Genomic DNA, 24,260 nt, shown 5'->3' on the forward strand with positions numbered 1-24,260 from the left:
TGCGACAAACCCACGTTGATGACATACATTGAGTGGCTCTTTGATTGAATGATCAAGCGCCACTGTAGCCAGTTTTTATTAATTTTAGAGACGATTATGACCCGAGTTAAAAGTATGACCAGAATTGAAAGCACTTTTAAAGCTTTAAAATCACAAAACAAGAAAGCCCTGATTCCTTATGTGATGGCAGGCGATCCAAATCCTGCGACGACTGTAGGTCTATTGCATGACTTAGTCAAGCATGGCGCGGATATGATCGAAGTGGGTTTGCCGTTTTCTGACCCCATGGCCGATGGGCCAACTGTTGCCTTGGCAGGCGAGCGCGCCTTAGCAGCTGGTACTAGTACGCGTGATGCGCTAAATATGGTGGCAGAGTTTCGCAAACAAGACACGCAAACGCCAATTATCCTCATGGGTTATCTAAACCCTGTCGAGATCATTGGTTATGATAATTTTGTCACCTTATGCGAGCAGGCAGGCGTCGATGGTATTTTGATGGTGGATTTGCCGCCAGCGGAGGCGGGGAGCTTTACTCAGCATTTAACTGAGCACGCGATGAATGAGATTTTCTTATTATCGCCCACCACTTTGCCTGAGCGCCGTGAGCAAGTGCTGACCCACTGCGGTGGCTATATTTATTATGTGTCGCTCAAAGGCGTGACGGGCTCAGCGACGCTCGATACCGATGATGTCGCCATTCAAGTACAAGCCATCAAAGCAGAGACCGATTTGCCGGTCTGCGTGGGTTTTGGTATCCGTGATGCGGCCTCTGCTAAAGCGATCGGTCAGCATGCTGATGGGATTATCGTTGGTAGTGCGCTGGTACAAAACTTCGCCGATATCGATGCTAGTGATGCGGCGGCAGTGGCCAATGCTCAACAAAAAATCATGGCAAAAATGGACGAGCTGCGCGGTGCTTTAGACAGTTTGACAGTTTAACGGACGGTATCATAGGTAAGCGGTGAGTTGTTCAAGGTGTCCTTAGGGGTGATGAGCTGAGGCGACGGCGCGCTGGACGAATGACAAGGTTTATCATAACAGGGTTTATAATAACAATGTCTATAAAGACAGCACGAAATGGCTTTGCTAAAGTTAGTTTACGTGTGTAAACTAACCTCACATATAAATTGTGACCGTCTCGCATGAGCGTACCTGTTGATGGCTTATATCATCGAGTGCTGTGACGATTAAATTGATTTTATAAATGGACTCTTAGGGACAAGTAAACGAGCCAACTTGCCTGTAAGCCTTTGATAATGGCGAATACTATGACTGATACAATAACCAAAGCTGATATGACAACTCCAAATAATATCGAAAAAACCGCAACTGACAAACCCAGCGCCGAAAAAAACGGCAATGCTGCTGGCCAATCTTGGTTTAATCGCCCAATACCTGGTATTAAGCAGCAACTGACCGCTCCATTGACTGCGGTTGAGACTGAACCATCGACCAAGTGTAGCAACTGCCACTCGATGATTACCAATACCGCGCTGATTTTTAACTGTTATGTGTGTCCGCATTGTGACCATCATCTACCGATGAGCGCCCGTGAGCGTCTAAATTGGCTGCTCGATCAAGTAGATGGCGAGCTGGGGCAAGAGTTCAATGCAAAAGATCCATTGAGTTTCGTCGATAGTAAGCCGTATCCGCAGCGCATGAGCGAAGCACAAGACAAGACAGGCGAGTCTGAAGCGCTGATCGTGATGTATGGCAAGCTGCGCAATCTAGACATTGTCACGTGTGCCTTTGATTTTCGCTTTATGGGCGGCTCGATGGGATCGGTGGTCGGCGATCGGTTTGTACAAGCCGCTGAAAAAGCCCTTGAGGAAAAAATACCACTGGTCTGTTTTGCAGCCTCAGGCGGCGCGCGTATGCAAGAAGGCTTGCTGTCGTTGATGCAAATGGCGCGCACCGCCGCTGCGATTGAGCGCTTGCGATTGGCGGGCGTACCGTATATTGTGGTGTTGACCAACCCCGTCTATGGCGGCGTGACAGCCTCGCTGGCGATGCTAGGAGATATTCATTTGGCAGAGCCAAAAGCGATGATTGGTTTTGCTGGCAAGCGCGTGATCGAGCAGACGGTACGCGAAACCTTAGAAGAGCCGTTTCAGCGCGCTGAGTTTTTGTTAGAGCATGGGGTGGTGGATGAAGTGGTGCATCGTCATCAGCTGATCGATACCATTTATCGTCTGCTGGCAAAACTGTGTCACGTCACCAATGTGGATGCGTAACGCCGCACCGGTTATGGCGCTTATCGCATAGGCATAGCTACAAAGCTGCTCTTAAAAATAGCATTTATCGTCAATCACGGTAAATGCTATTTTTGCTTTTTGGCTGGGTAGTTATATACTGTCTTCAGTTTTTATTTGATTCTTTTTTGATAGGTTTTCTTCATGTCTGACTCCTTAGTTGCTACCTCAAGTACGCCCGATAACCAGTCTAGTTTGACCGAATGGCTCAATTATATGCAGCAGATCCATGTGTCGGCGATTGACATGGGGCTGTCGCGCGTGTTGCCAGTGGCTGAGGCGCTAGGCTTGGTACAGTCCGCCAAAAACGATGCTTATGTATTTACTGTAGCGGGCACCAATGGTAAAGGCTCAACGACCGCAGTGATTGCGCAAATGTGCCAAGCGGCAGGGTATAAAACGGCGCTGTATCAATCACCGCATTTAAGCGTTTTTAATGAGCGGGTGCGCATCGATGGCGAGATGGTCAGCGATGAGACCTTAATCAATGCCTTTAGTAAGGTGGAGGCAGCGCGGCTGCAGTGCGATTTGACATTGTCGTTCTTTGAGATGACGACACTTGCTGCATTATTGATATTTGCCGAAGCAAACTGCGCGGTATGGGTATTAGAAGTGGGGCTGGGCGGTCGCTTGGATGTGGTCAATATCATCGATCCTGACATGGCGGTGATTACCAATATCGGTATCGATCATATCGATTGGTTGGGCGACAATGTCGAGGATATCGGACGCGAAAAGGCAGGTATCTTGCGTGAGGATATCACGCTGATTTATGGGGCGACTACGATGCCAGATAGCGTGCAGCAGGCGATTGATCAGCATCAAGCGCGCTGCTATCAGGTCGAGCAGGACTTTGCTTACCAAAGCCTCGACTCAGCCACATGGCAGTATAGCAATGCCGCTGTCACGATGCAGCTACCACGCCCAGCATTGTCGCTTATGAACACTGCCAATGCCTTATCGGCTGTGCTAGCCAGTCCATTAGATATCGATATCAGTGCCATCGAGCAGGCTCTGCAGACAGTCAAGCTGGCAGGACGGTTTGATTACCGCCATACCCAGCAGCATCATTGGCTATTTGATGTGGCGCACAATGAGCAAGGTGTCGAGTTTTTATTGACGCAGCTTGTACCGCTTTGGCAGCAGCACCTCGCCGAGCAGCACGAGTCTAAAGACAGTCATAGCGGAAGCCAACCTGCCAGCATCAAAATGTTGTTTTCTATGTTAGGTGATAAAGATATCGACCATGTCGTCCAGCGCTTAAGCCAAGCTGGCTTGCCGATCAGCGAGTGGTTTATCGCGGAGATTGACTATCCACGTGCCGCGAGTACCGAGCATTTATACAGCGTCCTGTCTCGCCATGTCGAGCAGACGCAGATACATCAGTTTGACAGATTAAAAGATGCCACGCAGGCGGTGATGCAAGTGAGCAGCGCACAGGATCTCATCGTGGTGTGTGGCTCGTTTCATACCATCGGTGAGGCATTAGCAGCATTGACCACCGATCAGTGATAATTGATGAAGTGACGACCCGTGATTAATTATAGTCGATACACTGTAAAAATGTCATAGCGCTACTGGGATGAATTTTGCGCAGCCTCTGGGAACGCAGCACGCAAGTAAAATTTATACCAGTAGCGCGTTTAAATCCATAACAGTTTTACATTCAGCTAACTATAAAAGGGCTTTGCTTTCGTGTTACGCTTAGCACAAGTGTGATAGCAGACAGCGCGAAAAATATGCTTTATAATCAAAGTGATTGAAATATAGCGTATAACGCCAAAAAACTGACGGATGGGTAAACTTTTAGAGCCTTGCCCGCCAAGGTCTTAGAGCGATAGCTGCGCCGCTCAATCAACCTTATTACCAACTAAGAGACGTAAACGGATGAACTTTTCGAGACAAGCCTTATTGGGCATTGGGATGATTATCGGCGGTAGCGTGATGCTATACGCTATGGTGCAACAAATCGGCGATAATAGTCAGACTGCGCCGACCTCAGCGATGGTCGAAAGCTCAAGCACTGAGCAAACCACGCAGCCGCCATTGACAACAGACATCGAAACAGAAAAACGCATCTTGGCACAAAAACAAAAAGAGCGCGCCGCTCGCGTCGCAGAGCAAGAAAGACGTGCTCAGCAGTTTTTGATTGAGCAAGAAGCCGCTGAAGCTGAAGCACTGGCCAAAGCGCGCGCAGAAAGCCAGCAATATATAACAAATACTACCGCTGCTGACGATAGCGACAGCGCCGCGGCTAAGAAAAAAGACGATACCGCTTCGGCGACAGCAAGCCTTGAAGGTACGGAAAGTTCTGAAAGCGCTGATAGCAATACGGCGCAAGCCGCCGCAGCCGAAAAATTAAAAACTGCCCAGCAGCAAGAAGCCAAACGTCAAGCCGCTCTCAAAGAGAAACAAGCCGCCAAAGAATTGGCACAGCGGCAACAGCAAGCGGAACAAGCCAAACGTCAAGCAGAAGCTGAGCGTCAGGCTGCCGAGCAGGCCGCTGCAAAAAAGCAAGCGGCTGAAAAAGCTGCCGAAGCCGCCAAAAAAGAGCCGCCCAAATCCCCCACTGACTATGAAGTCAAACGAGGCGACGGCCTGATTAAACTTGCCAGGCAGTATAACGTACCGGTGGAAGCGCTGGCTCAGGCAAATAATATGTCACCCTCGACCTCACTGCAGCTGGGTCAGACACTGACTATTCCCTCACGCAAACAAGTACAGCGTCTAGAGCGAGAAGCAGCGGCAGCCGAAAAAGCGCGTGAAGCGCAGCGCAAAAAAGAAGAAGCATTGGCAAAAAAGTCAGCAGAGGCCAAACGTGATGCGCAGCAAAAACTGCGTGATGCCCGCCAACAGGTCAAGGAAACCGATGCCAAAGGAAGCTTTGGGGTGCAAGTCGCACTTGCCAATGATCAGGCCAAAGCAGATGAATTGGCCAAAAAGTTTCAGGCAGCAGGGTATCAAGTAAAGACCAGTCCGACCAGTCGCGGTGTCCGCGTCATCGTCGGTCCTGAGCGCGGTAAAGTGGCAGCGCTGGCGCTCAAAGACAAGATCAACAGCGACCCTAAAGTAAACACCACCAGCGCTTGGGTATTATACTGGCGCTAAACCGCGACTAATGTATCGCCACTGGTAGTGAGTGCTGGTAGTGAGTATAGACGCCTTCGCTGTTTCGATGATATGAGAAAACACGACACTAGATGTCGTGTTTTTTGTTTTATTGATTGCTCAGCTGGGTAGGTTTCGCTACCATGCTGCGCATTTATTTTGTTTTTGTATCACCTGTCAGCCTAAAAAGGTTGACCTGCCGTGATTATTCAAATTCCCAGCTGTGCTTGTGTGTCGGCGCAGCTGGGACTTGGATAATCACTTGTTTATTTTATAAGGTAAAACCATGTCGTTTGGCGTTGTATTTTTAATATTGGCCGTTGGGTTTTTAGGGCTGATTACGTTACCAAAACTATCCTCAAAGCGTCAAAGCATCGAGCCTGAGCCAAAGCCTGTGCGCGGTGATGAATTGGCCATTTGGCCATTTGCACCGATGCCCATCATGACCGATACTGAGGTGATTTTTTTTAAAAAATTAAAAAACGCTTTGCCTGAGTATCACATATTTGTACAGGTGCAGCTGTCGCGAATCATCGAAGCCAATAGCGATGAGACCTCCGAGCGTAGTTTTTGGTTTAACCGCATTTGTCGTCAGAGTGTCGATTATGTCATCGTCGATATCGACGCACAGACCACCTTGGTGGCTATCGAGCTTGATGATTGGACACATAGCAGCAAATCACGCCAAAAAGCCGATGACAAAAAGGACAAAGCCCTTGCTAGTGCAGGTATTCCTATCGTGCGCTTTCACGCTGAGCGTATGCCAAGCGCAGATATGCTCAGATATGAGCTGATGCAGGTGATTGAGACGTACTGATAATGATCGTCATTGGCCGTGATTAAAACTGACCTCTCGGATTGAGGGTGCGGGCTACTCACACTGCCTCGGATAGATGACAATTGGCCTGTCACCTTCAAAATACAGTCCTGTCTTTGGCAAGCTCTTCTCTGACCAAACCTGTGCAAGCGCTCGTCTGGCGTAACGGTCATAAAAGCTGCGTTTGGTAAACCACTCAATATAGTACGCGCGCCGCAGAGTGCTCGTATCGAGGGTCGCAAGACTGACGGCGTCGCTTTTATCGCACCATTCATGCAGTGGAAAGCTGGGCGTTAGCCAGTCTGGTTTATCAAAGCCATAGGTATTGAGCGGTAAAAAAAAGCGGCCTTTGATAATACCGTAGCGTTTGTCGATTTTTACTTGTCCGTGATTAGCGGTATCGACCCACACAGCGCGGAACTGCTTGGTCTGCATGTGGGTCATTTTGCGCTGTAAGTTATCATTGGAATTGATACCGACCCAGTTTACAGGCTCAAACGGCGGTGCCCCCATAAAAAACTTGATCGCCAGCTCCCAGTGTTCGGTCAGATTGTCCTGATGATTGTATAAAATCAGATCCAGCTCGCCCGTCGTCTGTTTGCCGTTATACAACTGCACATTGTTAGCAAGCGTCTCGTACGGATGTAATTTGCGCACAAAGCCATCTTCTAGCCAAAATGATAACAATCCCTCAAAGTGAAAACCTAAGCGATTGGGACTGGGACGTGCCAGTAGATATCGCGTCAGCGCCTGATACGCATTGGTGGTATCGAGTTCCTCTAAGCGCGTCTGATAGGCTGCAAACTGCTGCTGCCAAAAGTGCGCGCTATGGACCGACACGGTATGTGTGTTCTGATGCGGCGCAACGTCCAACCACTTTGTTAAGACAGTGGGGCAGGCCAGCACATAAGCCAAATCGCGCACACAAGGGCGCCGATAGGCTTCCCACGGTGCGGTATGTAGATAAGTAAACGGGCCATGAGCCGTCGGCTCGATCATAGGATAAACCATCATTACAGTGTACGTTTACCCTAGCGGCTCATGTACCAAAAGTCTATAGTCAATCGATGACGTATTATATTATGCTAAAACTGCAACTGTCTGGCCGCTAATGGGCGGCTATTTACCCATCTTATATGATGAGGAATACGCCATGAAATACCTATTACAAATCGACTTTCCCTATAGTGGGCCTTTTGGTCACGAGTTCTTTGCCGCGATGAAAGAGCTGGCCGCTGATATCGCAAACGAGAGCGGTCTGGTCTATAAACTATGGAAAGAAAATAAAGACACGCAAGAAGCGGGTGGTATTTATGTGTTTGATAACTTAGATGACGCTAATCGGTATTTGGCCAAGCATATCGAGCGCTTAGAGTCGTTTGGGTTTACAGGCATCAAGTCTAAAGTGTTTGTCATCAATGAAGCGTTGAGCGCAATTACGAAGGCATCTTTGTAGTATTTGGTAAGAAGTCATTAACCATAAAAAAAGCCAACCATTGATAGCAATGGTTGACTTTTTCTTTAACTACGATGTTTGGTCGGAACGGCAGGATTTGAACCTGCGACCACCACACCCCCAGTGTGGTGCGCTACCAGACTGCGCTACGCCCCGAATGACTGACTATTTTACGCAAAATTAGGCATATTGCAAGGGCTATTTATCTTGCCACCCTTTTGCCCCAAAATTTGACATATCCATAGCCAGTATGAGCGACATATTGGCAGAGCTATCCCAACAGCTCTTTTAAAATTTGGTTGACTTGCTGCGGGTTGGCACTACCGCGACTGGCTTTCATCACTTGCCCGACCAGACCGTTGAAGGCTTTTTGCTTGCCGCCTTTGTACTCATCTACCATCGTTTGATTGTTGGCGATGACCTCTTCGACCATGGCTTTGATAGCGCCAGTGTCCGTTTCTTGTTTTAGGCCCTTTTCTTCGATGATTTTATCTGCCGCATCATCGCCGTCGCCGCCTTCGCGCTCATATAAGGCGCTAAAGACTTTTTTGGCCAATTTACCAGATAGCGTGTCGTCTTTGATACGAGCCAGCATACCAGCCAATTGCTTGGCGCTGATAGGGGAGTGGGTGATGTCTTTGTCGTCTTTATTGAGGGCACCGAGCAAGTCGCCCATCACCCAGTTGGCTGCCATTTTGGCATCTTGCTGGCCCACTTCTGCCACCACAGCTTCGAAATAATCAGCAAGCTGACGGCTGCCTGTTAGGATACGAGCATCGTATTCTGACAGACCAAGCGCTACCTCAAAGCGCTCGCGGCGAGCCACAGGCAGCTCAGGCATGGCAGCACGAATGCTGTCAATCGTATGCTGCTCGATATGGACAGGCAGTAAGTCAGGGTCAGGGAAATAACGATAATCGTTGGCGTCTTCTTTGGTGCGCATGGTGCGGGTTTCGTCGCGCTCAGGATCGTAGAGCATCGTTGCCTGCACGACTTTACCGCCGTCCTCGATGATATCGATTTGACGTTCGATTTCGCGGTTAATAGCACGCTCGATAAAACGGAACGAGTTTAGGTTTTTAAGCTCAGTACGGGTACCGAGCTCGCCGCCAGGTTTGCGCACAGAGACGTTACAGTCACAGCGGAATGAGCCTTCTGCCATGACCGCATCCGAGATGCCCAACCAAGTGACCAGCTGATGAATGGCCTTGATATAAGCCAGCGCTTCATCCGCTGAGCGCATGTCAGGCTCAGAGACGATCTCGATGAGTGGCGTGCCCGCACGGTTGAGATCGACACCCGTCATGCCATCGACGGCATCGTGGACTGATTTACCCGCGTCTTCTTCTAGGTGCGCGCGGGTGATACCCATCCGTTTTGGGTATTCGTTTTTTTCGCCTTCATTAACCATCACATCGATATAGCCGGCACCCACAATAGGATTGGCCATTTGGGTGATTTGATAGCCTTTGGGCAAATCAGGATAAAAGTAGTTTTTGCGATCAAAGGTGTTAAAAAGACCCAGCTCAGCATTGACGCCCATACCGAACTTCAGTGCGCGCTCGACCACGCCAGCGTTGAGTACCGGTAGCACGCCAGGTAAGCCTAAATCGACGATGTTGGCTTGGCTGTTTGGCTCGTGGCCGAAGTCAGTTGGTGCGCTAGAGAAAATTTTACTGTCAGTGTTTAGCTGGCAGTGAATCTCAATGCCGATGACCACCTCGTAACCATCGACAAACAATTCGGGGCGAACGCTGTCGTTGTGAGCGGTATTCTCAGTCGTAGTAGCTGTGTTCATTATACCGTCTCCTTTGCGACGAGTGAGTGTTGTAGATGATGATCGGTATGCTGCTGGAACAGATGAGCGGTCGTTAGCAGCTGACTTTCTTGCCAGTGCTTACCGATTAACTGTAAACCGATCGGCAGACCGTCTGAGGTCAAACCAACGGGCTGACTGAGTGCGGGCAGACCAGCTAGGTTGACTGCGATGGTATACACGTCGCCTAGGTACATGGTTGCAGGGTCGAGGTCTTCTGCCAGCTTATAAGCTGCGGTCGGCGCGGTGGGACTGGCGATGACGTCACAATTGGCAAAAGCATCATCAAAGTCTTTGACAATTAAGCGGCGCACTTTTTGTGCTTTGGTGTAGTAAGCATCGAAATAGCCTGCCGATAGCGCATAAGTACCAGTAAGGATACGGCGCTGTACTTCAGGGCCAAAGCCTTCAGAGCGTGAGCGCGTGTATAGGTCAATCAGATCTTTTGGTGCTTCACAGCGATAGCCAAAGCGCACGCCATCGAAGCGTGATAGGTTGGAAGACGCTTCGGCAGGGGCGAGCATATAGTAAGTGGCCAGCGTGATATCAGGATCGGTGATATTGACCTCGACGATGGTCGCTCCTAGCTCTTCGTACTTTTTGAGTGCGGCACGGGCGGCTTGTTCGACTTCGCTGTCGAGGCCTTTGCTAAAGTATTCTTTAGCGACGCCGATACGTAGTCCTGCAAAGGGTTTGTCGCCTGCAGCGGCCTCTGCATCATTGATGTCTTGTACATAATCTGGCATGTCGTGCTTGATGGAGGTGGCATCGCGCGGGTCATGACCGATCATCGGCTGCAGCAGATAGGCACAGTCTTTGGCGCTTTTGCCCATGCTACCGGCTTGGTCGAGACTTGAGGCATAGGCAATCATGCCAAAGCGTGACACACGGCCATAAGTGGGCTTGATGCCGGTGAGGCCACAAAATGAAGCTGGCTGACGAATCGAGCCGCCCGTATCACTACCGGTCGCCACAGGCACAAACCCGGCGGCGACAGCGGCTGCACTACCACCAGATGAGCCGCCAGGGACGCGTTCCAAATTCCATGGGTTTTGTACCGTGCCATAGTAAGAGCTGCTGTTGTCCGAGCCCATTGCAAACTCATCCATATTGAGCTTACCTAGGCTGATCATGCCGGCTTTTTCGATATTGGTCACGATGGTGGCATTATAAGGCGAGACAAAATTGTGTAGCATCTTTGAGCCACAAGTGGTCAGCACGCCTTGGGTACAAAAGATGTCTTTATGTGCCATGGGCACGCCAAGCAGGGGACGCTTATCGCCTTGGGCGCGCATCTCGTCCGCGGCTTTCGCTTGCGCGCGCGCCGTCTCAGCGGTGTGGGTGATAAAGCTGTTGACCTTAGCGTCTAGGGCGTCGATACGTTTGATATAGTGTTCGGTTAATTCTGCGCTGCTAAACTGCTTTTCTTGCAAGCCTGTAATCAGCTGCTCGGTACTTAATAGGTGAATCTCAGACATAGGGTGTCGTCCGTCAAAGTGTTAATAGCATAAAATAAGATAAAGCCAATAAAGCTAATAAAGTCATGCAAGTCGTTATTCAATCACTTGTGGCACCAGATATAGGCCGTCTTCGACTGCTGGTGCGACCGACTGATTGCGCGTGCGATCGATATCATGTTTGGCGACGTCAGCACGCAGCTCTTGGCAGGCTTCATGGATGTTTGATAAAGGCTTGATGCCCGCGGTGTCGACAGTACTTAGGGTATGCATCAGTTTTAACACTTTGCTGATGTCGTCCGCGTAGCTGCTCGCCGTGCTTTCATCCACGCCCAAACGGGCAAGGTTGGCAACTTCTAATATTTCTTCACGGCTGACGTTGTTGTCAGGCGTTGCTGGTTGCTGTGACATAGTTTCTCCAATGAAGGACAGTTTTGGTTAGTGTCAATTTGGGTGGTGTCAAGACGTGACCACTAAAAATAAGAGGACTGCTAAATAAGATTGTATCTTGAGTTGGCTTATTATAAAGCATCTGGCCTAAGTTTACAGAGCACAGCATTTGATTGATGCATAATATCAACCAAGTTAAAATGATTTACAAAACTGACCGTATAGTTAGTGTTTCATTTTTAAATGCTCACCCATTGTTCGCTGAAATACGTTACAGTATGCACCTGCTATTGAGCAAAATCATCATCTGTCTGTAGCGCCTTGTTAGTTATTGAATTAAATGGTCTTTCATGAAGTCAAATGGTATTGCTGACGATTTCAAACTTTGTAACAACTTTTAGCATTTAGGACCAAAATCCTGACTGACTGACGCAAATATCTGTGTTTTTTTTGAGCCAAATCGGTATAATTTGCCTCAGTTTTTTCATTTCATTATTATTGCTTAGGTTTGACTTGTTGCGAGGTTCAATTTTCGCTACAGGTAATGTCTATCGACGACCTGCTCAACACTGACGAGGAACGCCTCAGTCACTCTCATTCGCCTCATTCGCCTCATTTGTAATACGCTGGAAATATTAGTCATGAACCTGTTTGGATTTTTATCAAATAATATCGCTATCGACCTCGGTACTGCGAACACCCTCATTTTTATTCCTAATAAAGGCGTCGTGCTTGACGAGCCTACGGTGGTCGCGCTACGAAGTAATCGTACTCAAAACCCTACCGTCGCCGCTGTTGGTATCGATGCCAAGCAGATGCTAGGCCGTACACCTGCCAATATCACCGCCATTCGTCCACTAAAAGACGGGGTGATTGCAGACTTTGAGGTGACCCAAAAAATGCTAAAACACTTTATCACTAAGGTAAAAGCCAAGCGTTTTATGGCGGAGCCAAATGTGGTGGTATGTGTGCCATGCAAGTCTACTTTGGTAGAGCGTAAAGCAATACGTGAGGCGGTGTCATCAGCAGGCGCCAATAAAGTATTGCTGCTTGAGGAGCCAATGGCAGCAGCAATCGGTGCTGGCATGCCTGTCCATGAAGCCAGCGGTTCGATGGTGGTGGATATCGGTGGTGGTACCACTGAGATTGCCGTGATTGCACTATCTGGCTGCGTCTATGCCGAGTCGATTCGTATCGGCGGCGATATGTTTGATGAGGCCATTATCACCCACGTACGCCGTACTCATGGCTGCGTCATCGGTGAGACGACGGCTGAGCGTATCAAACAAGAAGTGGGCTCCGCACTAAACGAAGACAGCCAGCTAGAGGTAGAAGTACGTGGTCGTAGCATGGCAGAGGGTGTGCCAAAGACCTTTACCGTCAATTCAGAAGAAGTACAAAAAGCCCTTAGCGATCCATTAAGCGGTATCGTCAGTGCGGTCAAAGCAGCACTCGAGCAAACGCCACCTGAGCTATCATCAGACATCGCTGAGCGTGGTATTGTCTTGACAGGAGGCGGTGCGCTATTACGTGATTTAGACAAGCTTATCTCCAAAGAGACCGGTCTGCCAGTGACGGTCGCCGAAGACCCATTGACCTGCGTGAGCCGCGGCGGTGGTATTGCACTTGATTTTATCAACAACAAAAGCCTAAACATGATCTTTGTCTAAACGGTTTTAGCAGGCGCATGGCTGGGGTAGTACTAGCTGTGCGCTGATGAGGGCAGTAGAGCGCGTGGCAGTATCCATCATGTTCAACAGATCCGAATACAGGTATCGCTTTATGGGCAAGTGAAGTAAAAAAGGTGAAAGCAAGGTGGCCAGATGCGCGGCCTTTTATCTCACTGATAAGTATAAAGCACGCTAATAAGTACAAAGTACGCTCAAGCCATGAAAAGCAAGACCATATCCTTGCTTATTTTAAAATTGCTAATTAGACCTCTTATGATTCCAAGTATTTTTGCCCGTCAGCCGTTATCAATTCGTAAGACTGCCATTGTATTGATAGTCGCATCGATACTGATGTGGTTTGATAGCAAAAACTCAGAGTGGTTTAACCCTATCCGTAATACCAGCCATGCAGCCATGCAGCCTATCTATCAGCTATCACTGTTGCCGAGTTATGCTCAGCACTGGGCTAGTGGTCGTTTGCAGTCCAAAGAAGCCCTGCGCCGCGAAAACATGCAGCTAAAATCACAGCTGATCCACGCGCAGGCCAAGCTGCAACAGCAAGATTATATCTTGGCACAAAACGCTCGCTTGCAAGGCATTTTGTCGACCACCAAGCCTGAGCAGTTCGATCTTAATTTGGCGCAAGTGATTGGTACCGACACCAACTTGCTCAGGCAAATTGTGGTCATCAATAAAGGCGCGCAAGATGGCGTACAAGTGGGTCAGACGGTCATCGACGAAGATGGTATATTGGGGCAAATCATCAATGTCTATCCCAATACCAGCCGATTACTACTAATCACCGACGAGCAGCAGTCTGTGGCGGTGACGGTCAAACGTACCGGTCAGCGTGCCATCGTGACAGGCAAAGGCATCCCGACGTCTTTGAGTTTGGATTATGTGTTTAAAACCTCAGATGTACGGGTGGGTGATGAGCTGGTGTCGTCAGGGTTGGGTGGCCGTATCCCAGCAGGGTATCGCGTTGGCCGTATCGCTCAGATCGAGGACACGCAGGCGGATAACTTTAGAAGCATCGAGGTCACACCCACTGCCAATTTTATTGACAATGCCTATGTACTGATATTGCAAGACAAGCTGATCAATAAAAACAATACCGTCATCAACTAGCTATCGCCTAAGTCTAAGAAGGTGTCTCATCGTTTGGCGTTTGCAGCCGCTACGCCTCATTAAGGTAAGTGCTCATGTCGTATCCTGATTCTGAGAATGAAACAGTACTGCTGATTGCTGTCATTATTGTCAGTATCGTCGTGGCCTCATCCCTCAATGTCTATCCATTAAGCCCCAGTATGGCCACCTTGCGACCCATGGTCATGATTATGGTGCTGATTTTTTGGCTGCTGTTTCAGCCGCGCTATGTCGGTATCTTTACCGCCTTTACGGTGGGTATTATTGCCGATTTGTTGATGGATACCCATTTAGGTCAGCAAGCCTTTGCTGCTGTATTGGTCGCTTTTGTTATCAAAGTCACCAGTATTTATGTCAGACAATTAAATACATGGAGCGCTTGGCTACTTGCCAGTTTTAGTTTACTGATCTTTCAGTTGACGCTGTGGATATTGCAGATGTTTATCCAAAATGTGTTTGTCGCTCAGTCCGCTTTGTCATTAGTCATGAGTATCCTTAGCTGGCCTTTGGTGCTTTTGGTGCTACGTAAGTTTGCGCGTTGATATTGACGCATTCATGAGCAAATCGATCATCCTGTAAGACAAGCGCGCTCATTGTGCGTGCTGCTAGCAAAATACGCCCTCATGAAATGTTAAAACGAATCGACATGACCGTATCTGCAAACGCTGTCAGCCCAAAAATTTATACAATAAGACAAGTTTATATAATAAGAGATTAATGATGGATATTATTTTAGCGTCCGGCTCGCCGCGTCGTCGAGAGCTGCTGTCTAGAGCGCAGCTGGACTTTACGGTCATGAGTGTCGATATCGACGAAACCCCGCATGCTAATGAATCCCCCAAAGACTATATCGAGCGCATGGTCGCGACCAAAGCGGCCGCCGCGGTACAGCAGCTAAATGCTACCAGCAGGGAAGAAGATGCTGATAAAGATGTCGAGCCGCGCCTGGTGTTAACAGCCGATACCATCGGTGTCCTAGCAGACGGCAAGACGGTGCTGGTCAAGCCTACAAGCCGTGAGCAGGCGTATGAGATGTGGCAGCAGATGTCTGATACGGCGCATGAGGTATGGACAGCGGTGCAAGCGACCCTTATCTCTCGCTCTGCTCATCTGGTGTCCTGCGATGACGCCGCTGCCCATGCAACAGCCGCCCATGCACTCAAGCAGCCTGTATGGCAGGTCGTTTCTCAGCAGCAGCTCACGGAGCGCACGGAGGTGACCTTTATCCCCTTAACGGCGCAGATGATGCGTGAGTATTGGGAGACGGGCGAGCCTCAAGACAAAGCAGGGGGTTATGGCATTCAGGGGTTAGGCGCTGCTTGGGTGAGCCGTATCAACGGTAGCTATACCAATGTCGTCGGCTTGCCACTTGCGCAAACGTTGGCACTAATCAATACCGTCAGCCAACACAGTAGCGCAAGCGTGTCGTGATAATCAGCCGCTGAGTTGTTTTTTATGTGCACTTTTTATGCACATAATGACACGCTAGGATAATGGGCAAGCACAAGGCGCATTTGTTACACTGTAAGCCTAATAGGCGATGAACGTCGAATAAGAAAGCTGAGAGATAAGAGAAAAACATTATGTCCGAAGAGCTGCTGATTAATATTAGTCCAATGGAGTCGCGTGTCGCCGTGCTAGACAACGGTGTTTTGGGCGAGATTTATATTGAGCGTCATCATAAATTGGGGTTGGTGGGCAATATTTATTTGGGTACAGTGGTACGGGTCCTGCCAGGTATGCAGGCCGCTTTCGTTGATATCGGTCAATCACGCACAGCGTTTTTACATGTCAACGATATGCAGCGCGAGCCGCGCCCGGCAGTAGATAAGACAAACGCAATAGCCAAAGACAGTCACGCCCAAGCTGGTGCTACTGTCGCTGGTATGGCCAACGAGCGTACGATTAGCGATGGCACCGTGATCGGTGCGACGAACGATATAGCAGTGACGCCGCCTGTGGTCGAGGTACAGAGCACAGAGGTGGTGCCAGCTGCCAAGACTTTGATTCAGCACCGTTTGCATGAGAGCCAACGTATCCTTGTGCAAGTGACCAAAGATCAGCTTGGTAGTAAAGGCGCGCGCTTGACCACCAATATCTCGCTGCCTTCACGTTATTTGGTTTATCTACCATCGAGCGACCATATCGGCATCTCACAGCGTATCGATGGCGCTGATGAGCGCACACGTCTAAAAACCGAGTTAACCAGTCTGATGCAGACAGTCAATCTCAAGGGCGGCCTGATTGCACGTACGGCCGCTGAGCGCGTACCAGTCGCAAAACTAGAAGAAGATATCTACTATCTGTTACAGTTGTGGCGGACGATCTGCGCACGCCGTCAAGAGATCAATCATCATCAAAGCTCAGAGCTTATCTATCAAGAGTTATCCTTACCGCTGCGCTCGATACGCGATTTGGTACATAGTGATACCGAAAAAGTCGTCATCGATAATAAGCAGGTGTATGAGCAAGTCAGATACTTTGCCAAAGAGTTTGTACCCTTTATCTATGATCGCATCGTTCACTACACGGCAGAGCAATCACTGTTTGATGTGCACCGAGTCGAAGATGATCTGCGAGATGCGCTCAAACGCCGTGTCGATCTCAAATCTGGCGGCTATTTGATTATCGATCAAACCGAAGCCATGACCACCATAGATGTCAACACTGGCTCTTTCGTCGGTGGTCGCTCATTAGAGGATACGGTCTATAAGACCAATCTTGAAGCCACCCATGCCATCGCCCGCCAACTACGACTGCGCAATCTGGGCGGTATTATTATCCTCGACTTTATCGATATGCTTGAGCAGCAGCACAAAGATGACGTATTAACCAGCCTGCAAGAGCAGTTGGCGCAAGATTATGCTAAGACCAAAATCACCCAAGTCAGTGAGCTGGGCTTGGTTGAAATGACGCGCAAACGTACCCGTGAGTCGCTGGGGCAGCAGCTCTGTGAACCGTGCTCTACCTGCCAAGGTCGCGGCTTTGTTAAGACCGCTGAGACCGTCTGCTTTGAGATTTTCCGTGAAATCATGCGCTGCGCTCGCACTTATAATTCTCCAAAAAAGTTTACCGTGGTGGCCCATGCAGCCGTAATCGACTTACTGCTCACCTCAGAATCAGACACCGTCGCAGAGTTGGAGTATTTATTAGGTCGCGTCATCACCTTCGATGTCGAAAATCTCTACACCCAAGAGCAATATGATATTGTTTTAGACTAGAATAACAGCCATTGTTGAGAGAGTTTATTGATGTTTTATCAAGGTATAAAAGAGACTTTAATAAAAATATTATCGATAAAAACGCTTGTTTATAAAGGGTAAAATCTCAAGCGCCCATTGATATTGCTCTTGCAATGACCAAAATTCTATGTATAATACACACCACTGAATTATATATGCGCAGCCAATAAAACAGCTGGCGCTATGACAGCTAGAGCATCGTTTCTAGCACTATTTCATTATGCCTTTGCTGACATCCATAAAAGTGGGAGGGTTGGCGGGGCTTTAAATTATTTTGCTTTTAGCACGCTGCTGGTTCTCTCGAAGAACAGATTCTGTAAAGAATGGGAAGCCGCTTGAAGTAAATCTTTAACCAAACGGCTTTTGATCATAATCTTGCAGCGCAAGAATGACAAAGGCACATATTAGGAGCTTGCTGGCATGGCTAACCAGAGAATCCGTATCCGTCTCAAGTCATTTGATCATCGTCTGATTGATCAGTCGGCCCAAGAGATTGTCGATACTGCAAAGCGCACCGGTGCGCAAGTTTGTGGTCCTGTACCGTTGCCGACTCGCATTGAGCGTTTCAACGTTCTAACCTCACCACACGTCAACAAAGACGCACGTGACCAGTACGAAATTCGTACCCACAAGCGCATGGTTGATATTGTTCAGCCTACTGACAAAACTGTGGATGCGCTAATGAAGCTTGATTTAGCGGCGGGTGTTGACGTTCAAATTGCTTTGGGTTAATGCAAAACACACCCAACCCATTAATATAAGATATAAAGAGGTCTAAAATGGCGATCGGTTTAGTCGGTAAAAAATGCGGCATGACCCGTGTCTTCACTGAAGCAGGCGCATCTATCCCTGTCACAGTGGTTGAGGTCGATGCAAACCGCATTACTCAAGTAAAAAATACTGATGTAGATGGTTATCAAGCCATCCAAATCACCACAGGTACCCGTCGTGACAGCCGCGTAACGGCCGCACAAAAAGGTCACTTCGCGAAAGCTGGCGTTAAAGCTGGCCGTGGTGTTTGGGAATTTCGTGTCAATGATAGCGAACTTGAAGGTCGTGAGATTGGCGGTGAGATCCTAGCTGACTTGTTCGAGCAAGGTCAGATGGTTGATGTCACAGGACAAAGTAAAGGTAAAGGCTTTCAAGGCGGCGTAAAGCGTCACAACTTTAGTATGCAAGATGCGACTCACGGTAACTCAGTATCTCACCGTGCCCTTGGTTCAACTGGTCAGAACCAGTCACCAGGTAAAGTCTTCAAAGGCAAAAAGATGCCAGGTCAAATGGGTAACAAGCGCGTTACCGTTCAGGGCCTAGAAGTGATATCAGTGGATGCCGAAAAAGGGTTACTTGTCATCAAGGGTGCTATCCCAGGTGCCACCGGTGGCGATGTCATCGTACGTCCGTCAGTCAAAGCCTAAGCAAGGGGATTAACGTGGATTTAAAAACAGTTACAGGTGCGGCGGTTGAGCTTTCTGATACGGCTTTTGGTCGTGAATTCAACGAAGCATTAGTGCATCAGGTCGTCACCGCATATCTTGCAGGTAGCCGTCAAGGTACACGTGCGCAAAAAACCCGTGCCGAAGTTTCTGGCGGTGGCATCAAGCCATGGCGCCAAAAAGGTACTGGTCGCGCTCGTGCAGGCTCTATTCGTAGCCCAATCTGGCGTTCAGGTGGTCGTGCATTTGCTGCAAAACCACAAGATTGGTCACAGAAAGTAAACCGTAAAATGTATCGCGGTGCGATGCAGTGTATCCTAGCCGAATTGATTCGCCAAGAGCGTTTGATTTTGGTAGAAGAGCTAAGCGTTTCTGAGCCAAAGACCAAAGAGCTGATTGCAAAGTTAAATGAGCTTAATGCACCTCGTGCACTCATCGTCACCAAAGAAGTTGACGAAAATTTATACTTAGCCGCTCGCAACATTCCACACGTCAATGTACTTGGTACAAACGAAGTGGATCCAGTGAGTTTGATCGCATTTGATAAAGTGATCATGTCAGTTGAAGCTGCGAAACAATTTGAGGAAGCACTAGCATGAATAACGCAAGACTTTATCAGGTCTTAAGAGGGCCTGTATTCTCAGAAAAATCTCAAATGCTTGGCGACTCACTTGGTGTGCAGGTATTTAAAGTTGACTCTAACGCTACTAAGCTAGAAGTCAAAAAAGCAGTTGAGATGATGTTCGAAGGTGTTGAAGTTACTAAAGTGAACACTTTGAATGTTAAAGGTAAGACAAAGCGTTTTGGTAAGAGTATCGGCCGTCGTAACGACTATAAAAAAGCCTATGTTACCTTAAAAGCTGGTCAAGATGTACAAATGGCTGATGCTGGTGAAGAAGTTGCAAACGCGACTGATTCTACTAGTGAAACAGCGAACAACGAATAAGGATTACACTCATGCCTATCGTAAAAGCAAAGCCAACATCACCAGGCCGTCGTTTTGTTGAAAAAGTGGTGCATCCACACCTTTACAAAGGTCGTCCTTATGCAGCGCTTGTCGAATCAAAAAGTAAGTCAGGTGGTCGTAACAATAACGGTCGTATAACCACTCGTCACGTTGGTGGTGGTCACAAGCATCATTATCGTGTTATCGATTTCAAACGTACTAAAGACAATATCCCAGCAACGGTCGAGCGTATCGAATACGATCCTAACCGTACTGCTCATATTGCACTACTTAAGTACGCTGATGGCGAACGTCGTTATATTATTGCACCAAAGAAACTAGCTGCTGGCGATACTGTACAGTCAGGCGAAGCTTCTCCAATCCGCCCAGGTAACTGCTTACCGCTAAAAAACATCCCATTGGGTACTGTGATTCACAATATCGAGCTTAAAATCGGTAAAGGTGCACAGATTGCTCGCTCTGCGGGTGCTAGCGTTCAGCTACTAGGCCGTGATGGTATCTACGCAATTCTACGTCTACGTTCTGGCGAGACTCGCCGTGTACACGTGAACTGCCGTGCGGTTATCGGTGAAGTATCTAATACTGAAAATAACTTGAAATCACTTGGTAAAGCCGGTGCTTCACGTTGGCGCGGTGTTCGTCCTTCAGTTCGTGGTGTCGCTATGAACCCGGTTGATCACCCACATGGTGGTGGTGAAGGTCGTAACAAAGGTCGCCATCCTACTAGCCCTTGGGGTCAGAAGTCTAAAGGACTTAAAACGCGTCACAATAAGCGTACTGACAGTATGATCATCCGTCGCCGTCGCGCCAAGAAGAAATAAAGGAAGAGTTTCATGCCTCGTTCATTGAAAAAAGGTCCATTCATAGACGCGCATTTGTTTGCCAAAGTTGAGAATGCATTAGACACCAACTCTCGCAAGCCAATTAAGACTTGGTCGCGCCGCTCGATGATTCTGCCACAAATGGTTGGCCTAACTTTATCTGTGCACAACGGCCGTACTCACGTACCGGTTATCGTAAGCGAGCAGATGGTTGGTCATAAACTAGGTGAATTTGCCCCGACTCGTACATATCGTGGTCATGGCATTGACAAAAAAGCTAAGAGATAAGGTGCTTACCATGGAAGTAACTGCAAAATTACGCGGTGCCGCCATATCGGCACAAAAAGTTAGACTCGTTGCTGATGAAGTTCGTGGCAAATCGATTGAGCGTGCTTTGGATATCCTAACGTATAGCAACAAAAAAGGCGCTGTGTTTGTTAAGAAATGCCTTAACTCAGCCATCGCCAATGCCGAACACAACAACGGCTTAGATATCGATACTCTAAAAGTATCAACCATCTACGTTGATGAAGGCATTACGCTAAAACGTATCCTACCACGTGCTAAAGGTCGCGCTGATCGTATCAGTAAGCGTACTTGTCACATCACTATAAAGGTAGGAGAATAAGTTATGGGTCAAAAAGTACATCCAATCGGAATTCGTCTTGGTGTTGTAAAAAAGCATAACGCAAACTGGTATGCTAACCCTAAACAATACTCAGAATACCTCATCAACGATATTCAAGTTCGTGAGTATCTGCGCAAAAAGCTAGACAACGCGATGATCAGCAACATCATGATCGAGCGTCCTACTGGCGCAGCTAAGATCACCATCGCTACTGCGCGTCCTGGTATCGTGATCGGTAAAAAAGGCGAAGATATCGAAAGACTTCAAAAAGAATTGACCAAAATCATGGGCGTACCTGCTCAGGTCAACATTGAAGAAATCACATCGCCTGATCTAGATGCACGTTTGGTAGCTGACGGTATCGGTAGCCAGCTTGAGCGCCGTGTTATGTTCCGTCGTGCCATGAAGCGCGCCGTACAAAACAGCATGCGCTCTGGTGCTAAAGGTATTAAAGTTGAGCTGTCTGGCCGTCTTGGCGGTGCTGAGATTGCTCGTACTGAATGGTACCGTGAAGGTCGTGTGCCATTGCATACACTCCGTGCGGATATTGACTATGCGTCAATTCGCGCCGAGACAACTTACGGCACCATCGGTGTTAAAGTTTGGATTTTCCGCGGAGAGATCCTTGACGGTATGAACAGTGTTTACAATCCCGTCAACGAAGAGAAGCCTCGTGCGCCAAAACGCCGTGGTCGTGGAAACCGTCGAAACTCAGACAGAGGTTAAACTATGTTACAGCCAAAACGTACCAAGTTTCGTAAAATGCACAAAGGTCGTAACACAGGTCTTGCTCATCGTGGAAGCACCGTTGCATTCGGACAAATTGGTCTAAAATCACTGACGCGTGGTCGTATGACAGCTCGTCAAATTGAAGCAGCACGTCGTACCATCACTCGTAAAATCAAGCGTGGCGGTAAAATTTGGATTCGTGTATTCCCAGACAAACCAATCACCAACAAGCCTCTAGAAGTACGTATGGGTAAAGGTAAAGGTCCTGTCGAGTATTGGGTATGCGAAATCAAACCTGGTAAAGTGCTATATGAAATCGAAGGGGTCTCAGAAGAGCTTGCTCGCGAAGCCTTAACGCTTGCTGCGGCAAAACTGCCCTTTAAAACTACCATTGTTAAGCGGACGATAATGTAATGAAGATCAGTGAATTACGTGATAAATCATTAGAAGAACTGACCCAGTTACTTGATGAAAAGCAACTTGATGCTTTCCGTATTCGTATGGCTAAAGCAACTGGTCAGTTGGGTAATACCCATGAAGTACGTGCCAATCGTCGTACGATTGCTCAGCTTCAGACTTTGATTAACGAGAAACAACGAGGCGACTCATGAGCGATAACAATCAAACAGCTACCAATGCTAGCGTATTGACAGGACGAGTTGTCAGCGACAAGATGGACAAATCCATCACAGTTTTGATTGAGCGTCTGGTTCGTCATCCTTTGTATGGCAAACAGCTTCGTCGTTCTACAAAAATCAAAGCCCATGATGAGAATAACGTTTGCCAACAAGGCGACCTTGTCCGCATCAAAGAAACGCGTCCAATCTCAAAAACTAAGTCTTGGACTTTAGTTGATGTGGTTGAAAAAGTAGAAAAAATCTAAGTAAATTGCATTAAAAGCCAGAAGCTGTTAAAATAGCCGCCTTTTTAAGGATGCTGATTGCGCCCGTCGCATATCACTCACATTAAGAGTAAGTCGCGGTTATTTATAAAGAAAAGCCGTCTACTCATACTGTGCTAGCGGCAGCAACTGGTTTTTATTGCTCATACGTGTGGAGTAACGCTATGATTCAGGTTGAGTCAATGCTGGAAGTTGCAGACAATAGCGGTGCAAGGCGAGTTCAGTGCATTAAAGTACTGGGTGGTTCTCATCGTCGTTATGCATCAGTTGGCGACATTATTAAAGTAACGGTTAAAGAAGCCATTCCGCGTGGTCGTGTCAAAAAAGGCGACGTGATGAATGCAGTAGTTGTACGTACCAAAAAAGGCGTTCGTCGTCCTGATGGTTCTGTCCTGCGTTTTGATGACAATGCTGCGGTATTGTTGAACCAAAATAAAGCACCGATTGCAACTCGTATTTTTGGACCGGTAACTCGTGAACTACGTGGTGATCAGTTTATGAAAATTGTATCACTAGCACCAGAAGTATTGTGAGGTAATCCATGTCAAAATTACGTAAAGGCGATACAGTTATCGTGATTGCTGGGAAAGACAAAGGCAAGCAAGGTACTGTACTAGCTGTAAAAAATGATCGTATTAAAGTAGAAGGCATTAACATCGTCACCAAGCACCAAAAGCCAAATCAGGCGACTGGTACTGAAGGTGGTATCGTTAAGCAAGAAGCTTTTTTGCATATTTCAAATGTCGCAATCTTAAATGCGCAAACCCAAAAAGCAGATCGTATTACTTATCAGTTTGACGAAGACGGCAACAAACAACGCGTCTATCGTTCAAACGGTGAAGTAGTGGCGACTGCGTAAGACACTAAGGGTGTAATGGTAATGGCAAGATTAAAATCTTTATATAACGATAAATTAAAACAGCAAATCAAAGAAGAGCTTGGTTTGGCAAACGTGATGCAGGTGCCTAAAATCACCAAAATCACACTAAATATGGGTGTGGGCGGCGCGTCTCAAGACAAGAAATTGCTTGAAGGTGCTGTATCTGACATGACCGCAATCGCTGGTCAAAAACCTGTTATCACCAAAGCGCGCAAATCAGTTGCTGGTTTTAAGATTCGTGAAGAATGGCCGATTGGCTGTAAAGTAACGCTACGCGGTGAGCAAATGTACGAATTTTTAGATCGTCTCATTGCCATTGCAATTCCTCGTATTCGTGATTTCCGCGGTTTTTCGCCTAAAGCCTTTGACGGACGTGGCAACTACTCATTGGGTATCAAAGAACAAATCGTATTCCCAGAAGTAGATTTTGACAAGATCGATCGCATCCGCGGTATGGATGTGACCATCACCACGTCAGCAGGTACTGATGAAGAAGGTCGTGCGTTGCTTAAAGCATTCGGCTTCCCATTTAAATAAGGTAAAG

29 protein-coding genes and 1 tRNA gene are annotated in these 24,260 nt (G+C 47.9%); 25 read left to right on the forward strand and 5 right to left on the reverse strand.

Features of this window, described 5'->3' with window-relative positions; translation table 11 throughout:
* Positions 1 to 114 precede the first annotated feature (114 nt).
* The 5 genes from trpA (at position 115) to R0I52_RS08580 (ending at position 6,177) form a co-directional block, all read left to right on the forward strand.
* Positions 115 to 939, forward strand: coding sequence for a tryptophan synthase subunit alpha (gene trpA / locus R0I52_RS08560; RefSeq protein ID WP_317053989.1), 825 nt, complete (start codon positions 115 to 117; stop codon positions 937 to 939).
* A gap of 317 nt (positions 940 to 1,256) precedes the next feature.
* Positions 1,257 to 2,234 carry an acetyl-CoA carboxylase, carboxyltransferase subunit beta gene (gene accD, locus R0I52_RS08565; RefSeq protein ID WP_178377953.1) on the forward strand — a complete coding sequence of 326 codons (978 nt, stop codon included), beginning with the start codon at positions 1,257 to 1,259 and terminating at the stop codon, positions 2,232 to 2,234.
* Positions 2,235 to 2,396: 162 nt separating this feature from the next.
* Positions 2,397 to 3,764 carry a bifunctional tetrahydrofolate synthase/dihydrofolate synthase gene (gene folC / locus R0I52_RS08570; RefSeq protein WP_317053990.1) on the forward strand — a complete coding sequence of 456 codons (1,368 nt, stop codon included), beginning with the start codon at positions 2,397 to 2,399 and terminating at the stop codon, positions 3,762 to 3,764.
* A gap of 375 nt (positions 3,765 to 4,139) precedes the next feature.
* Positions 4,140 to 5,360, forward strand: a complete 1,221-nt coding sequence (locus tag R0I52_RS08575) for a LysM peptidoglycan-binding domain-containing protein (protein ID WP_317053991.1) — start codon at positions 4,140 to 4,142, stop codon at positions 5,358 to 5,360.
* Positions 5,361 to 5,646: 286 nt separating this feature from the next.
* Positions 5,647 to 6,177: a DUF2726 domain-containing protein gene (locus R0I52_RS08580; RefSeq protein ID WP_100749076.1), complete on the forward strand. Its 531-nt coding sequence runs from the start codon at positions 5,647 to 5,649 to the stop codon at positions 6,175 to 6,177.
* A 54-nt stretch (positions 6,178 to 6,231) separates the two neighbouring features.
* Here the strand turns inward: R0I52_RS08580 and R0I52_RS08585 are convergent, their stop codons facing one another.
* Positions 6,232 to 7,191 carry a DUF1853 family protein gene (locus R0I52_RS08585; RefSeq protein ID WP_317053992.1) on the reverse strand — a complete coding sequence of 320 codons (960 nt, stop codon included), beginning with the start codon at positions 7,189 to 7,191 and terminating at the stop codon, positions 6,232 to 6,234.
* Positions 7,192 to 7,330: 139 nt separating this feature from the next.
* On the opposite strand from R0I52_RS08585, the gene R0I52_RS08590 reads away from it, so the two are divergent.
* A complete protein-coding gene (locus R0I52_RS08590) occupies positions 7,331 to 7,633 on the forward strand; it encodes a monooxygenase (protein ID WP_317053993.1) in 303 nt (100 codons plus the stop codon).
* 79 nt (positions 7,634 to 7,712) lie between these two features.
* On the opposite strand, the gene R0I52_RS08595 is transcribed toward R0I52_RS08590, so the two are convergent.
* The 4 genes from R0I52_RS08595 to gatC form a co-directional block, all read right to left on the reverse strand.
* Positions 7,713 to 7,789: transfer RNA gene (locus R0I52_RS08595), tRNA-Pro, on the reverse strand.
* 115 nt (positions 7,790 to 7,904) lie between these two features.
* Positions 7,905 to 9,431: an Asp-tRNA(Asn)/Glu-tRNA(Gln) amidotransferase subunit GatB gene (gene gatB / locus R0I52_RS08600; protein WP_317053994.1), complete on the reverse strand. Its 1,527-nt coding sequence runs from the start codon at positions 9,429 to 9,431 to the stop codon at positions 7,905 to 7,907.
* On the reverse strand, positions 9,431 to 10,927 hold the full coding sequence (gene gatA, locus R0I52_RS08605) for an Asp-tRNA(Asn)/Glu-tRNA(Gln) amidotransferase subunit GatA (RefSeq protein ID WP_317053995.1): 1,497 nt from the start codon (positions 10,925 to 10,927) through the stop codon (positions 9,431 to 9,433). The genes gatB and gatA overlap by 1 nt, the downstream gene beginning before the upstream one ends.
* A gap of 75 nt (positions 10,928 to 11,002) precedes the next feature.
* Positions 11,003 to 11,317: an Asp-tRNA(Asn)/Glu-tRNA(Gln) amidotransferase subunit GatC gene (gene gatC / locus R0I52_RS08610; RefSeq protein WP_317053996.1), complete on the reverse strand. Its 315-nt coding sequence runs from the start codon at positions 11,315 to 11,317 to the stop codon at positions 11,003 to 11,005.
* A 620-nt stretch (positions 11,318 to 11,937) separates the two neighbouring features.
* Between gatC and R0I52_RS08615 the strand changes: the two genes are divergently transcribed.
* The 19 genes from R0I52_RS08615 to rplE all read left to right on the forward strand — a co-directional run bounded on the left by R0I52_RS08615 (position 11,938) and on the right by rplE (position 24,253).
* On the forward strand, positions 11,938 to 12,966 hold the full coding sequence (locus R0I52_RS08615; protein ID WP_083608617.1) for a rod shape-determining protein: 1,029 nt from the start codon (positions 11,938 to 11,940) through the stop codon (positions 12,964 to 12,966).
* A 273-nt stretch (positions 12,967 to 13,239) separates the two neighbouring features.
* Positions 13,240 to 14,094 (forward strand): rod shape-determining protein MreC, encoded by an 855-nt coding sequence (mreC, locus tag R0I52_RS08620; RefSeq protein WP_317053997.1) that lies wholly within the window; start codon positions 13,240 to 13,242, stop codon positions 14,092 to 14,094.
* 74 nt (positions 14,095 to 14,168) lie between these two features.
* Positions 14,169 to 14,654: a rod shape-determining protein MreD gene (gene mreD, locus R0I52_RS08625; protein WP_075102266.1), complete on the forward strand. Its 486-nt coding sequence runs from the start codon at positions 14,169 to 14,171 to the stop codon at positions 14,652 to 14,654.
* A gap of 178 nt (positions 14,655 to 14,832) precedes the next feature.
* A complete protein-coding gene (locus tag R0I52_RS08630; RefSeq protein ID WP_317053998.1) occupies positions 14,833 to 15,543 on the forward strand; it encodes a nucleoside triphosphate pyrophosphatase in 711 nt (236 codons plus the stop codon).
* Between the two features lie 152 nt (positions 15,544 to 15,695).
* Complete coding sequence (locus R0I52_RS08635) at positions 15,696 to 17,333, forward strand: Rne/Rng family ribonuclease (protein ID WP_317053999.1); 1,638 nt, start codon at positions 15,696 to 15,698, stop codon at positions 17,331 to 17,333.
* Between the two features lie 441 nt (positions 17,334 to 17,774).
* Complete coding sequence (gene rpsJ / locus R0I52_RS08640; protein ID WP_010196670.1) at positions 17,775 to 18,086, forward strand: 30S ribosomal protein S10; 312 nt, start codon at positions 17,775 to 17,777, stop codon at positions 18,084 to 18,086.
* A gap of 47 nt (positions 18,087 to 18,133) precedes the next feature.
* Positions 18,134 to 18,772 (forward strand): 50S ribosomal protein L3, encoded by a 639-nt coding sequence (rplC, locus tag R0I52_RS08645; RefSeq protein ID WP_075102269.1) that lies wholly within the window; start codon positions 18,134 to 18,136, stop codon positions 18,770 to 18,772.
* A gap of 14 nt (positions 18,773 to 18,786) precedes the next feature.
* Positions 18,787 to 19,389 (forward strand): 50S ribosomal protein L4, encoded by a 603-nt coding sequence (rplD, locus tag R0I52_RS08650; protein ID WP_075102270.1) that lies wholly within the window; start codon positions 18,787 to 18,789, stop codon positions 19,387 to 19,389.
* The gene (gene rplW / locus R0I52_RS08655) at positions 19,386 to 19,736 is read left to right on the forward strand and encodes a 50S ribosomal protein L23 (RefSeq protein ID WP_075102271.1); all 351 of its coding nucleotides are present in this window, start codon (positions 19,386 to 19,388) and stop codon (positions 19,734 to 19,736) included. Before rplD ends, rplW begins: the two co-directional genes overlap by 4 nt.
* A gap of 11 nt (positions 19,737 to 19,747) precedes the next feature.
* Complete coding sequence (gene rplB / locus R0I52_RS08660) at positions 19,748 to 20,578, forward strand: 50S ribosomal protein L2 (RefSeq protein WP_075102272.1); 831 nt, start codon at positions 19,748 to 19,750, stop codon at positions 20,576 to 20,578.
* A 12-nt stretch (positions 20,579 to 20,590) separates the two neighbouring features.
* Positions 20,591 to 20,866 carry a 30S ribosomal protein S19 gene (rpsS, locus tag R0I52_RS08665; protein ID WP_010196682.1) on the forward strand — a complete coding sequence of 92 codons (276 nt, stop codon included), beginning with the start codon at positions 20,591 to 20,593 and terminating at the stop codon, positions 20,864 to 20,866.
* A gap of 10 nt (positions 20,867 to 20,876) precedes the next feature.
* Complete coding sequence (gene rplV / locus R0I52_RS08670) at positions 20,877 to 21,206, forward strand: 50S ribosomal protein L22 (protein WP_045446615.1); 330 nt, start codon at positions 20,877 to 20,879, stop codon at positions 21,204 to 21,206.
* A 3-nt stretch (positions 21,207 to 21,209) separates the two neighbouring features.
* A complete protein-coding gene (gene rpsC / locus R0I52_RS08675) occupies positions 21,210 to 21,932 on the forward strand; it encodes a 30S ribosomal protein S3 (RefSeq protein WP_075102273.1) in 723 nt (240 codons plus the stop codon).
* A 3-nt stretch (positions 21,933 to 21,935) separates the two neighbouring features.
* Positions 21,936 to 22,349, forward strand: a complete 414-nt coding sequence (rplP, locus tag R0I52_RS08680) for a 50S ribosomal protein L16 (protein ID WP_075102274.1) — start codon at positions 21,936 to 21,938, stop codon at positions 22,347 to 22,349.
* Positions 22,349 to 22,546, forward strand: coding sequence for a 50S ribosomal protein L29 (gene rpmC / locus R0I52_RS08685; protein ID WP_025644397.1), 198 nt, complete (start codon positions 22,349 to 22,351; stop codon positions 22,544 to 22,546). The genes rplP and rpmC overlap by 1 nt, the downstream gene beginning before the upstream one ends.
* Entirely contained in the window at positions 22,543 to 22,818 is a 276-nt protein-coding gene (gene rpsQ / locus R0I52_RS08690; RefSeq protein WP_021813375.1) for a 30S ribosomal protein S17, read from the forward strand. Before rpmC ends, rpsQ begins: the two co-directional genes overlap by 4 nt.
* A 182-nt stretch (positions 22,819 to 23,000) precedes the next feature.
* Positions 23,001 to 23,369, forward strand: a complete 369-nt coding sequence (rplN, locus tag R0I52_RS08695; RefSeq protein WP_010196702.1) for a 50S ribosomal protein L14 — start codon at positions 23,001 to 23,003, stop codon at positions 23,367 to 23,369.
* Between the two features lie 8 nt (positions 23,370 to 23,377).
* A complete protein-coding gene (gene rplX, locus R0I52_RS08700) occupies positions 23,378 to 23,695 on the forward strand; it encodes a 50S ribosomal protein L24 (RefSeq protein ID WP_317054000.1) in 318 nt (105 codons plus the stop codon).
* Between the two features lie 21 nt (positions 23,696 to 23,716).
* The gene (gene rplE / locus R0I52_RS08705) at positions 23,717 to 24,253 is read left to right on the forward strand and encodes a 50S ribosomal protein L5 (protein WP_075102276.1); all 537 of its coding nucleotides are present in this window, start codon (positions 23,717 to 23,719) and stop codon (positions 24,251 to 24,253) included.
* Positions 24,254 to 24,260 lie beyond the last annotated feature (7 nt).

Origin of the sequence: Psychrobacter sp. CAM01 (assembly GCF_032842965.1) — a bacterium.
In the GTDB taxonomy this organism is placed as follows: domain Bacteria; phylum Pseudomonadota; class Gammaproteobacteria; order Pseudomonadales; family Moraxellaceae; genus Psychrobacter; species Psychrobacter celer.

What these genes read in the sequence shown, in the direction of transcription:
- gatC (WP_317053996.1), bottom strand. Translation starts at nt 11,317, where the DNA reads ATGTCACAGCAACCAGCAACGCCTGACAACAACGTCAGCCGTGAAGAA.
- rplV (WP_045446615.1), top strand. Translation starts at nt 20,877, where the DNA reads ATGGAAGTAACTGCAAAATTACGCGGTGCCGCCATATCGGCACAAAAA.
- mreC (WP_317053997.1), top strand. Translation starts at nt 13,240, where the DNA reads ATGATTCCAAGTATTTTTGCCCGTCAGCCGTTATCAATTCGTAAGACT.
- rplX (WP_317054000.1), top strand. Translation starts at nt 23,378, where the DNA reads ATGTCAAAATTACGTAAAGGCGATACAGTTATCGTGATTGCTGGGAAA.
- gatB (WP_317053994.1), bottom strand. Translation starts at nt 9,431, where the DNA reads ATGAACACAGCTACTACGACTGAGAATACCGCTCACAACGACAGCGTT.
- rplP (WP_075102274.1), top strand. Translation starts at nt 21,936, where the DNA reads ATGTTACAGCCAAAACGTACCAAGTTTCGTAAAATGCACAAAGGTCGT.
- R0I52_RS08585 (WP_317053992.1), bottom strand. Translation starts at nt 7,191, where the DNA reads ATGATGGTTTATCCTATGATCGAGCCGACGGCTCATGGCCCGTTTACT.
- rpsC (WP_075102273.1), top strand. Translation starts at nt 21,210, where the DNA reads ATGGGTCAAAAAGTACATCCAATCGGAATTCGTCTTGGTGTTGTAAAA.
- R0I52_RS08590 (WP_317053993.1), top strand. Translation starts at nt 7,331, where the DNA reads ATGAAATACCTATTACAAATCGACTTTCCCTATAGTGGGCCTTTTGGT.
- accD (WP_178377953.1), top strand. Translation starts at nt 1,257, where the DNA reads ATGGCGAATACTATGACTGATACAATAACCAAAGCTGATATGACAACT.
- rpsQ (WP_021813375.1), top strand. Translation starts at nt 22,543, where the DNA reads ATGAGCGATAACAATCAAACAGCTACCAATGCTAGCGTATTGACAGGA.
- R0I52_RS08635 (WP_317053999.1), top strand. Translation starts at nt 15,696, where the DNA reads ATGTCCGAAGAGCTGCTGATTAATATTAGTCCAATGGAGTCGCGTGTC.
- rplN (WP_010196702.1), top strand. Translation starts at nt 23,001, where the DNA reads ATGATTCAGGTTGAGTCAATGCTGGAAGTTGCAGACAATAGCGGTGCA.
- gatA (WP_317053995.1), bottom strand. Translation starts at nt 10,927, where the DNA reads ATGTCTGAGATTCACCTATTAAGTACCGAGCAGCTGATTACAGGCTTG.
- rplB (WP_075102272.1), top strand. Translation starts at nt 19,748, where the DNA reads ATGCCTATCGTAAAAGCAAAGCCAACATCACCAGGCCGTCGTTTTGTT.
- trpA (WP_317053989.1), top strand. Translation starts at nt 115, where the DNA reads ATGACCAGAATTGAAAGCACTTTTAAAGCTTTAAAATCACAAAACAAG.
- rplC (WP_075102269.1), top strand. Translation starts at nt 18,134, where the DNA reads ATGGCGATCGGTTTAGTCGGTAAAAAATGCGGCATGACCCGTGTCTTC.
- rpsJ (WP_010196670.1), top strand. Translation starts at nt 17,775, where the DNA reads ATGGCTAACCAGAGAATCCGTATCCGTCTCAAGTCATTTGATCATCGT.
- rpmC (WP_025644397.1), top strand. Translation starts at nt 22,349, where the DNA reads ATGAAGATCAGTGAATTACGTGATAAATCATTAGAAGAACTGACCCAG.
- rplW (WP_075102271.1), top strand. Translation starts at nt 19,386, where the DNA reads ATGAATAACGCAAGACTTTATCAGGTCTTAAGAGGGCCTGTATTCTCA.
- R0I52_RS08615 (WP_083608617.1), top strand. Translation starts at nt 11,938, where the DNA reads ATGAACCTGTTTGGATTTTTATCAAATAATATCGCTATCGACCTCGGT.
- rpsS (WP_010196682.1), top strand. Translation starts at nt 20,591, where the DNA reads ATGCCTCGTTCATTGAAAAAAGGTCCATTCATAGACGCGCATTTGTTT.
- rplE (WP_075102276.1), top strand. Translation starts at nt 23,717, where the DNA reads ATGGCAAGATTAAAATCTTTATATAACGATAAATTAAAACAGCAAATC.
- mreD (WP_075102266.1), top strand. Translation starts at nt 14,169, where the DNA reads ATGTCGTATCCTGATTCTGAGAATGAAACAGTACTGCTGATTGCTGTC.
- folC (WP_317053990.1), top strand. Translation starts at nt 2,397, where the DNA reads ATGTCTGACTCCTTAGTTGCTACCTCAAGTACGCCCGATAACCAGTCT.
- R0I52_RS08580 (WP_100749076.1), top strand. Translation starts at nt 5,647, where the DNA reads ATGTCGTTTGGCGTTGTATTTTTAATATTGGCCGTTGGGTTTTTAGGG.
- R0I52_RS08575 (WP_317053991.1), top strand. Translation starts at nt 4,140, where the DNA reads ATGAACTTTTCGAGACAAGCCTTATTGGGCATTGGGATGATTATCGGC.
- R0I52_RS08630 (WP_317053998.1), top strand. Translation starts at nt 14,833, where the DNA reads ATGGATATTATTTTAGCGTCCGGCTCGCCGCGTCGTCGAGAGCTGCTG.